General features: G+C 45.1%; 6 protein-coding genes, 3 tRNA genes and 2 pseudogenes. 8 read left to right on the top strand and 3 right to left on the bottom strand.

Going from position 1 to position 7902, the window contains the following annotated elements; genetic code table 11:
• The 8 genes and pseudogenes from A3763_RS28555 to A3763_RS09620 all read left to right on the top strand — a co-directional run.
• A pseudogene (locus A3763_RS28555) lies at positions 1-840 on the top strand (hypothetical protein); the annotation flags it as partial.
• A 128-nt stretch (positions 841-968) separates the two neighbouring features.
• Positions 969-1460: a hypothetical protein gene (locus A3763_RS09650; protein ID WP_068633771.1), complete on the top strand. Its 492-nt coding sequence runs from the start codon at positions 969-971 to the stop codon at positions 1458-1460.
• A gap of 51 nt (positions 1461-1511) precedes the next feature.
• A complete protein-coding gene (gene uvrY / locus A3763_RS09645; RefSeq protein ID WP_068515802.1) occupies positions 1512-2150 on the top strand; it encodes a UvrY/SirA/GacA family response regulator transcription factor in 639 nt (212 codons plus the stop codon).
• A complete protein-coding gene (uvrC, locus tag A3763_RS09640; protein ID WP_068515799.1) occupies positions 2131-4011 on the top strand; it encodes an excinuclease ABC subunit UvrC in 1881 nt (626 codons plus the stop codon). The genes uvrY and uvrC overlap by 20 nt, the downstream gene beginning before the upstream one ends.
• 32 nt (positions 4012-4043) lie before the next feature.
• Positions 4044-4595, top strand: coding sequence for a CDP-diacylglycerol--glycerol-3-phosphate 3-phosphatidyltransferase (gene pgsA, locus A3763_RS09635; RefSeq protein WP_068515797.1), 552 nt, complete (start codon positions 4044-4046; stop codon positions 4593-4595).
• A gap of 202 nt (positions 4596-4797) precedes the next feature.
• Positions 4798-4873 (top strand) — tRNA-Gly (locus A3763_RS09630).
• A gap of 295 nt (positions 4874-5168) precedes the next feature.
• Positions 5169-5242 (top strand) — tRNA-Cys (locus A3763_RS09625).
• A 39-nt stretch (positions 5243-5281) separates the two neighbouring features.
• Positions 5282-5368 (top strand) — tRNA-Leu (locus tag A3763_RS09620).
• A gap of 246 nt (positions 5369-5614) precedes the next feature.
• On the opposite strand, the gene A3763_RS09615 is transcribed toward A3763_RS09620, so the two are convergent.
• From A3763_RS09615 to A3763_RS09605, 3 genes and pseudogenes are all read right to left on the bottom strand, one after another.
• Positions 5615-6043 (bottom strand): thioesterase family protein, encoded by a 429-nt coding sequence (locus A3763_RS09615; protein ID WP_068514211.1) that lies wholly within the window; start codon positions 6041-6043, stop codon positions 5615-5617.
• A 9-nt stretch (positions 6044-6052) separates the two neighbouring features.
• The gene (locus A3763_RS09610; protein ID WP_068515794.1) at positions 6053-7054 is read right to left on the bottom strand and encodes an NAD(P)-dependent alcohol dehydrogenase; all 1002 of its coding nucleotides are present in this window, start codon (positions 7052-7054) and stop codon (positions 6053-6055) included.
• Between the two features lie 414 nt (positions 7055-7468).
• A pseudogene (locus tag A3763_RS09605) lies at positions 7469-7902 on the bottom strand (IS91 family transposase); the annotation flags it as partial.

Below are 7902 nucleotides of genomic sequence, written 5' to 3'. Positions count from 1 at the left end.
GATATCGTTAATCAAAGTGACAGCGTCGAAAACCCTGATGGCGAAGACAAACTCGGTCAGGCGATGCTTAAGTTTTCACTTGAACGAGACTGGGGAACGGTAGATCTTTTCTGGCTACCTTACTTTCGCGAAAGAACCTTTGTTGGTGAAGATGGTCGCTTGTCGGCTACCCCCGTGACTGTAAGCAATGATGAAGCGTTTTACGAATCTGGCGCTAAAGAATGGCGCAACGATGTTGCGATCAGATATTCTCATTACATTGGTGAGCTTGAATTTGCATTGTCGCACTTCTCGGGCACTAGTCGAGAAGCTAATTATGGTGGTTCGGTTGTTAACGGTGTTGTCGCTAAGCTCATTCCTTACTATTCAGTGATTGACCAGACAGGTATTGAACTACAGTATATTTATGACTCCTGGCTATTAAAGTTTGAGGGGATAACCAATTCTGGCTTTGACAGCAGATATAGCGCCGCAGTATTTGGCTTCGAATATACTCAAGTCGGTATTTTCGAAAGCTCTGCTGATCTGGGGTGGGTATTGGAATATATGTTTGATGACCGTAAAGAGCGCGCAACTCACGCTTTTGAACGAGATATTTTTGCCGGATGGCGTTATGCCTTTAATGATGAAGACTCTTCTGAAATCCTAACTGGCTTTATAGTTGATCCGCGTACTGAGGAAATAATGTTTTCATTCGAGGCGAATAAGCGTTTGGCGAGTGATCTTAAATTGAATATTGAGGCGCGCGTGTTTCACGGCGCCGAAAGTGACAATCAATTGAAAACCTACGGCCTTAGAGACGAAGATTATTTAGAGTTGGAGTTAGTGAAGTACTTCTAAAATTAGTGATTTTATGTCTAACTTAAATTTATTTATGTTTTTTTGTTGGTAAAGCTCGCTATATTGCTGTGATGACATACACTTTTGTTAAGTGCTGTGTAAATTGTAATTGAATGTTGAGAAATGCCATGTCTACTTTTATCTCATCTCCGAGTTCTAGCGCTGAAGGCGGGAGCCGCGTAGAGACAACCAATTTTGTGATCGATGCAAAGCACGATATCTTGACGATCGATATGCTTGGAACATGGAATGAGGGGAATACCTTAGACTATGTCGCTAGTTACAAACGCTTGGTTCACCGCTATTTTACCCGAGAGTGGGCTTGTGTGATCAACTTGAAGGGCATGGATATGCTTCTATCCGAGTCGTTTCAAATCGAAACACTAAAGGCGCTTAATGCTTGGTCTTATATTAAAGGAATGAAGGCTATTGCTGTTGTATTTAGTAGCAATAACCGAAGTCACTTGCTCTATCAGTTCGAAGAAATATTCAAGGTTAAGCACCCCTATGCAACGTCGGTATGCTTGAGTGAATTTGAAGCTTCTCAATGGCTTGATTCTCAGGGGTTTAAGATGAAAACCTTGAATTCGTCACCAAAACTAACAAGCATTGCTGTATAATCTCCGCGTTCATTGTCTAACAATTCTAGTTGCTTTCGCGGGTGATTTATTTTGATAAAAGTCTTAGTCGTTGATGATCATGATCTGATTCGTGCAGGTATTGCGCGTATGTTGCTTGATGACGGTGCGATTGAGGTAGTCGGTGAAGCATCTTCTGGTGAAGATGCTTTAAGCAAAGCGCGCGAACATTCCCCTGACGTTGTCTTGATGGACCTCAAAATGCCCGGCATTGGTGGGCTAGAGGCAACACGAAGGCTAAAGCGTCAAAATGAGCAAACAAAAGTCGTAGTTGTAACAGCTTGTATTGATGATCCTTACCCAAGCCACGTTTTAGAATCGGGTGCTTCGGCATATGTTTCGAAGAACAGCCATATTTCTGAGATGATCAAGGCAATCAAGCAAGTTCATAGCGGCGAGCGTTATATTAGCCCTGATATTGCACAGGCTATGGCCTTAGGTAAAGCGAACTCGTCTCCTTTTGACAGTTTGTCTGAGCGAGAACTGCAGATTGCCACGATGATTATGGATTGCCAGAAAGTTCAGAGCATATCAGACAAGCTTTGTCTGAGCCCAAAGACAGTAAATAGTTATCGCTATCGGATATTTGAAAAGCTGGATATCACCAGTGATGTTGAATTGACCTTGCTTGCTGTGCGAAATGGTTTGTTAGATGTCGACCGACCCAATTGATCTGCAAGAATCCTTCTCAGAATCTTCCTCATTTGACTCTAAAAGCTTTTTATCTGGATTGACTACAAGTCCGGGAGTCTACCGTATGTATGGTAGTGACGGAAGCATACTGTATGTTGGTAAGGCAAAGCATCTCAAAAAACGTGTTTCCAGTTATTTTGCTCGTCAGGGTTTGTCTCTTAAGACTCAATCGCTAGTCAGCAAAATCGCTAAAATAGAAGTCACGCTAACCCGTAGCGAGACAGAAGCGCTGATTCTAGAACAGAATCAGATAAAGACCCTTAAGCCCCCGTACAATATTCTCTTGCGAGATGATAAGTCTTACCCCTATATCTATTTGGCAAGCGATAAAGAATACCCTTCATTATCCATGAAAAGGGCGCGTAGCAAAGGGAAGGTTGGACGTTATTTCGGGCCCTTTCCAAGCTCTGGTTCAGTAAAAGAAAGCCTGAACATGCTTGAGAAAATCTTCAAGGTTCGCCAATGTCATGATAGCTATTACAACAACCGCTCTCGCCCTTGTCTTCAGTATCAGATAAAACGCTGCAAAGCTCCGTGTGTCGGTTTGGTTAGTCACGAAGAGTACCTGGAAGATGTTAAAAGTGTTGAGATGTTTCTGCAGGGAAAGAGTCCTGAATTAATCCGTAGGCTTATTTCGCAAATGGAGCAGGCTTCTATAGAGCTTAAGTTCGAAGAGGCCGCAGAGATAAGAGATCAGATTGAGCATCTTCGACATGTTCAGGAAAGCCAGTCTGCCGAGGGTGGGACGCAGAGCCTGGATGTAGTTGTACTCGTAGCAAAAGGCGGCTCGGTTGTAGCATCAATGCTTTATGTGCGTAACGGGCGAATTCTTGGCCATAAGAACTACTTCCCCAAGTTGTCTCTGGAGATGAGCAATAATGAAATGCTGTCGAGCTTTGTCGAGCAATATTATATTGGCCAGAATGAGTCTAGAGATATTCCGGGAGAGATTGTTCTAAACGAATCATTGAGTAATCAGGCATTGATTACCGAAGCCATCGAGCAGGTAGTTGGTAAGAAGGTGAAAATCTCTACCAAGGTGAAACAATTAAAGGCGCAATGGCTTAAGCTAGCGAGCACGAATGCAGAAAATGCCCTGCAAACGCACTTGGCTAATAAAGAAAACATGTTTCATAAGTTCGATGCTCTGGCGGAACTACTGCAGCTTGAGGATCGACCCAAACGCATGGAGTGCTTTGATATTAGCCACAGCTCAGGTGAAAAAACAGTGGGCTCCTGTGTTGTCTTTAATGAGGCGGGGCCAATGAAGTCGGACTATCGGACCTATAATATTGAAGGTATTACCGGAGGGGATGACTACGCTGCAATGCGTCAGACACTGGAAAGGCGCTACAAGGCATTGAAAGATAACCCCGATAAACGACCAGACCTGATTTTAATTGATGGTGGCAAAGGTCAACTAAATCTGGCACTTGAGGTCTTCGACAGGTTAAACTTGTCAGATCTTAATGTAATTGGCGTTGCCAAGGGTGTTACGCGTAAACCCGGCTTTGAAACATTGCTAATACCTGAAAAGGCTGGCCACTTAAAAACGATAGACTGTGCTTCTGATAATCCGGGGTTGCATTTAATTCAGCAAATACGGGACGAAGCCCACCGCTTTGCGATTACCGGGCACCGGAATCGTAGAGATAAGGCAAGGCGTCAATCAACGTTAGAGAATATTGAAGGGGTAGGGGCTAAGAGGCGAAAAGCGTTGCTGCAGTATTTTGGTAGCGTCTCGAATATCAAAAAGGCGTCGACCGAAGAAATAGCAAAAGTATCAGGAATTAGCACGAGTTTGGCAGAGCATATCTATTTGACGCTCCATAGCTCGTAAATAAAGTATTACTAAGGCAGCTAGAAGTTTTCATGAATTTACCAAATATCCTTACCGTTTCCAGAATTGTTCTTATTCCGGTTTTTGTCGTAGCGTATTACTTGCCGATAGAATCGAGTGCCATCTTAGCTGCAGCGTTATTTTTTATTGCAGGTTGTACGGATTATCTTGATGGCTACCTGGCAAGAAAGTGGAACCAGACTACACCCTTTGGTGCTTTTCTTGATCCAGTCGCAGATAAACTGATGGTGGCAATGTCCTTGGCGGTGATAATCGAAAGCTATTACTCTGTCTGGGTGACGATTCCAGCGATGATTATTATTGGGCGTGAAATTGTCGTTTCAGCCTTGCGAGAGTGGATGGCAGAGCAGGGCAAACGTGATAATGTTGCGGTGTCGTTCATCGGTAAGCTAAAAACTATGTGCCAGATGGGCTCCATTATGCTGTTGTTGCTAGGCCCTGAATCTGACTGGTTTTATTGGTCTGGGATTGGCCTTATATACTTCGCATCGATTCTTACGCTATGGTCAATGTACCAATATCTCACAGCATCGTGGGAGCACTTATTCTCTGAAGAGAGTTAGAAGCGGAGTAAGTATTACTGCTTTGGTATAAAAAATAATCGATCTGCTTCTCGGAAAATAGATAGCTGAAAAAAAGTGAATTATTCTCTTAAACATTGCTTGACTCTTAAATCGAATCCGTTAATATATGCGCCACTTCAGCAACACAGGCAACGCAAAGTTGTTTTTTACTAGAGTGTTGCAATGAAATATGAAGTGATCTGCGGGAATAGCTCAGCTGGTAGAGCACAACCTTGCCAAGGTTGGGGTCGCGAGTTCGAATCTCGTTTCCCGCTCCAAATTCTAAAAAACCTCGGATTTATCCGAGGTTTTTTGTTAGTGGACTATAAAGATTTATCGATATAGTTTACGGTGTAGTTTAAAGGCGCGATAGCAAAGCGCTTAGGGCTCTGCCCGATTAACAAGAGTGCACTGGATTGCTGCAATCCTACGGTAGAATTTGAAGCTCTTGTTTAGTACAAGTTTAAAGGCGCGATAGCAAAGCGCTTAGGGCTCTGCCCGATTAACAAGAGTGCACTGGATTGCTGCAATCCTATGGTAGAATTTGAAGCTCTTGTTTAGTACAAGTTTAAAGGCGCGATAGCAAAGCGGTTATGCACTGGATTGCAAATCCACGTAGGCCGGTTCGACTCCGGCTCGCGCCTCCATTTAGCATCCCTTTGGTGTTAAATGTAAAAGCCCCCAAAGCCCGGGTGGCGAAATTGGTAGACGCAACAGACTTAAAATCTGTCGTCCTTCGGGACGTGCCGGTTCGATTCCGGCCCCGGGCACCATACTCATTTCAGTCAGATTCATTCAATTACAGTCAAGTACTGTCAAAGTCCAATATTTACAGTGGCTTAGCGTAGGTTGTCGCCTTTCAGGTACGTTCATATCCGGTCAATTGCGTCAGATTCAGTCATGCTTTACCCCTTGCATATTTTTATTAGGGGGTAAATTGGGGGTAATTCTCAGTTCGATTTAGGAGTTACCCCTTATGCAGAGACGTCGATTACCTGGAAAATTAACTGATGCAGAAATTAGAACACTACAATACTCTGCGGCACTGAAATTGCCTTTCTTTGCTCATAGTCATAGAAAACCACACCGGTCTTTGCCAAGGTAATGATTTTTGGCTTATCTTTGTCATCTGTGGCTTTGCTGACTCGGTAGAGCATTTGGCAGCTTCTATTCGACACCTCCGTGACAGCAATATCAAATACCAATTCATCACCAAAAAAAGCCTCGTCGATATACATGACTTGCAGGTCTGCCAGAATGTAGCCTTGAGCGCTGTCTTCAAGTTCACATATACCTATCGATTCAAAAAAAGCAGCCCTGGCTTCATGAATCATCGAGACTAATTTGTCATGGCCGAGGTGCTTACGGTAATTTACGTCCTGTATCCGAACTGATTGCGACATCGAGAAGTGAGCGTAATCCGGGAAATCGATACTAACTTTGGACATTCTAATTTCCTATTTGCTTAAGACAATTCGGTAATGCGCCTTGCCACTCTCAAGTCTGGCTATCGCTTCATTGACTTGGTCGAACTTGAAGTGCTCAACCTTGGGTTTAATGTCGTGTCGCTTTGCAAATGACAACATATTGCGCAGTGCTTGCGGACTCCCAACAGGAGAGCTAGACACTGAGCGTTGACCGGCCATCAATGAAAATACGTTAAGATCTAAAGGCTCAAGTGTCGCACCGACAAAATGTAGCTTGCCCTTGGGGGCGAGTGTATTGACGTATTGGTTCCATTTGAGTTTCACATTAACGGTGGATAAGACCAAGTCAAACTTGCCGGCCAGAGCGTTGAGTTCGTCAGGGTTTTTGGAGTCAACGGTATAGTGCGCACCAAGCTCTAGGGCTTCAGCTTTTTTAGCTTCAGATGAGGTAAAGGCCCAGACTTCACAGCCCCAGGCACGTAAAAACTGTAGGGCTAAGTGGCCTAGTCCACCAATCCCAATGACGCCAACGGTGTCGATGGGTTTAATGTTGTATTCAACAAGTGGATTGAAAACGGTCACGCCAGCACAAAACAAAGGGGCGGCTGAAGGCTCTTCAAAACCCTCGGGTAAGGCAACGACGCTACTTTCTTCCGCGCGTACCTTGTCAGCAAATCCGCCGTGATGACCGATGATGGTTCCTTGGGCTGAAGCGCAAAGGTTATGGTCGCCGCTATGGCAGGACGAGCAGCTCATGCAGTAGCCAGAGTGCCAGCCTAAGCCGACAGTCTGTCCAATTTGAATCGACTTAACGCGCTTACCGATGGCGTTCACTTTGCCGATCACCTCATGCCCGGGCACAAAAGGGTATTGGGTCATTCCCCATTCGTTGTTGAGCATGCTTAGGTCACTGTGGCAAATGCCGCAGTGCTCGACGGCAATTTCAACTTGGTCGTCTGGTAAATCACCAGGATCGTATTCGAATGGTTTTAGTTCACCACCTGCTTCAAACGCTGCATATGCTTTAATCATGGTAGAAGTCTCCTAAGCCTTGTCGATAGAGTAGTCTAAAAGAAATAGATAGCTGACAGCAAAGCATTCAGCATCATTATCAAAAAGTCAGTGATAAAAATGAATAGCATGACGCCTTTTACTTGCCACACACCTTTGCCGCTTCGATTTTGTACGGCTACCGGCACGTTGAAGGCGAATTGAGGCGTATAGGACGTTTAAAGCACCTTTTCACCCTTCGGATGAAGTAGCATACCCGAAATTGCCGCTCATTTTTATTGCCTAAGCCCCGGAATTTAGCTTCACAGCGCCCAAAGAAGGTCGTATTTTGGTCGATTTGACCGAAAAGTGCCTGGCGAATGGATCTTTAGCCGACAGTTGCCCCACCGGCCTGCCGCAAAGGCTGACAGTACATGGATTGAGAGCTTAGGAGCGTCAATTAAATAAACGAGTCTGCGATGGGCCGAACAGGCTGGGAGTCAGTGGTGGGGCTCGCTCTGGCGGCTGGTTGTGATGGTTAGTATCGGCTTTGGCCGCCTTCTGTTTGAGATGTTTAAGAATCTGCTCGATTATGTCCGGATCCTCAATGCTGGCAATCACTTTGACATGCCCTCCACAGTGCTCGCAAACCTCAATATCAATATTGAAGACTCGCTTAAGTCGCTGCATCCATGTCATGGCGTGGTGCCGCTCTTCAGGGGTCTTATCGAGCCAGTCAGTATCGGCTGCTTCTAGTTTGTCAGGCTTTTTTCCGCGTTTAGCCGGTGTGACCTGAACACGGTGTTTGCTGTTCGGTGCGAAGACTCCGTGGAATCGGGTGAGGTTGACGCGCGGCTTGGGTACCAGTGCAGCCAGCTTGGCCATGAAGT

It is taken from the genome of Oleiphilus sp. HI0128, from assembly GCF_001635365.1.
Note: the sequence above shows the minus strand (reverse complement) of the source record. Positions and strands in the feature narration are given on the sequence as shown.